This is a genomic window from Bradyrhizobium sp. USDA3010, assembly GCF_056429065.1.
On the sequence record NZ_JBWJZD010000113.1, the window covers coordinates 1 to 2220 of the forward strand.

Consider the following 2220-nt stretch of genomic DNA (forward strand, 5'->3'; position numbering starts at 1 on the left):
ATGGCGAGTGTGGCGGCCCGGATGCGCGGAGGGTGGGTGTCAGCAACCGAATCCTACGCCACCTCAGCGGCTTACGCCACGCTCGCCAGCCTCTCAACAAGCCGCTGATGAATAAGACGGGCTAGTCTGACTGAGTGTGCGCCGGGAGGCCGGCAAGGGATAGATGGTGAGAGTCCATTACGATGAAGGGGGTAGCGTCCCACATCGGCGCCGAGCCGTGCGGTAGCGTCCGTGAGGGCGCTGGCGAAGCGTCGGCAGGGGAGCATGCAAGCCAGCCATTGAGCCGCGAAAGAAGATTGTCCCGGGAGCCGACGCTGTACTCAGAGTGGAAGGCGACGCGGACGAGTGCGATAACGCGAGCACCTGGACGTTCCGGCGTGGTCGTAGACCCTGGCATGTATGGACGTTCCTTGCGCGGAAACCGGGAGATCTCGAGTCTGACCGGGGGGGCGGTTCGGCCGCCCCGGCCCGCACCGGGAAGCCGCCCAATCCAACTCATCGGTGACGCCCTCGAGCGCGGCGACCCTGCGCACCAGGTCAAGCCGGATTTCCCAGCCAGTAGGTATCTCGGCCGCACGCGAAACGCTGGATCGATCGCCGTTTGCAATACGTTATACAACAAGATCATGAATGATCTTCAGCGTCGCAAGCTGCTCCGCATCGAGGTTGAAAGGAAGCAAGTTTCGCTGACCCGAGAAGAGCTCGACCTCATGCGCGAATATAACGAGGAGCTGGCCTATATACTGAAGATGGCTACGCCTGACGCACTCAATGAGCGTACCGGAAGGCCGACTCGTTTCACTGAAAATTCTGTTGTCCGTATACCGCCGCGTACGGACCCTTGCGGAGTATCGGAACAAAGATAAAGCTGTTCTGCCAACCGATATTTCTCGAATGGAGAGGCTGTCGCCACCACAAGGCGATGTCTGATGGAAACTGGGTCGAGTATTGGCGTTCGTGCCGTCGGGAAAGCTTAACCAGTGGGCTGATACAATCTCGGAAACCAGCGGTCGACGACGGCTGTCGGAAAACCTAACTTTACTGGTGATCGCGTCGTCGGCGAGACTAGGTAGCTCTTGTCGATCAGCGCGTTGAGGACAGTTCGCGCTTGGCGTTCTTCGTATCCCGTAAGAGCGGGCGCGCTCCCTCGCGCATACTCTCCGGCCATGACCGCTTCGCGCAGCAGCGGCCAGGAGCCCTTTGGGAGCCGTTTCGCGCGCGTTTCTTCTTCGGCCCAGATCTCCATGCGTCTCAAGAGTTCTTCCGGCTCCAGGAGCCCGGCCATGAAGTCCACCTGGTCTACACAGGTGGTCAGGAAGAATTTGCAGAAATCGATGAGCCCCGCCATCGTGAGGTTGCCGCGGCCATCGAGATCGCCGCGGCGCGGTTCGTCCGCCGCTTGCAGGTTGGCCTTGTAGTCACCGACGCGCCGCGCAAGTCCTCGCGAGACAGCCCAAAGCTCGGAGCCGACGTCCAGCTCGCGCAAAAGTGCATGCGAGAACAGGCGCGTCACGCGGCCGTTGCCGTCCAGGAACGGGTGAATCCAGGCTAAGCGATGGTGGGAGGCCGCAACGCCGATGATCTTGCGCAGCCTCGAAAGATGTGAGGACGAGTAGCCTTCGGCGAACCGCTTGAGGAACGCGGGGAGATCTTCCGACGAAGGCGGAATATGAAGTCCAACCTTGACATCCTCCTTGCGCAGTTCGCCTGGGACGATCTTGATTTTCTCTTTGCTGGTGGGGTGCTCGACGACCAGCAGGTCTTCGGGCAGGCGTTCGCAGAAGTTTTTGTGCGTCCAGATAACGAAATCGACGGACAGGACCGGCGAGGGAGCGGCACCCCGGTCAATCATCTGCTGAACTTCGATGTGGGCGCGCGCTTCCAGCTGGAGATTCCGACGTTCAGGCTCTTTTGCCAGGTCATTGTTGAGCGCCCGATCAATGTCGATCGGCAGCGTGTTATGACCTTCGATAAGGTTCGAGTAGTAGCAGTTCATCGAACGGACGAGATCGCCGACCGACGCCCGCATGACGGGATGCAGGCGTCCAGCCAAGGTGCTGGCCTTGGCCACCAGATCCGTGGCTAGGTCTTCAGTGAGCGTCATGCGGAGACCACGCGCTGAGGGTTGATCTGGTCGGCTAGGAAGATCTCGCGGAATGGTTTGTCGCGAGGTCACAATGTCAAAGAATAGTCGTAAGGATAGCGATAAGGATAGGCATA

The 2220-nt window shown here is 59.8% G+C and carries 1 protein-coding gene; it reads right to left on the reverse strand.

The features are described 5' to 3' along the window. Positions 1–973 precede the first annotated feature (973 nt). Complete coding sequence (locus AC066Y_RS43125; RefSeq protein ID WP_478279121.1) at positions 974–2104, reverse strand: Fic family protein; 1131 nt, start codon at positions 2102–2104, stop codon at positions 974–976. Positions 2105–2220 lie beyond the last annotated feature (116 nt).

Bases quoted from the DNA above. Each gene is read 5' to 3' on its own strand.
- AC066Y_RS43125 (WP_478279121.1), bottom strand. From the start codon at position 2,104: ATGACGCTCACTGAAGACCTAGCCACGGATCTGGTGGCCAAGGCCAGC.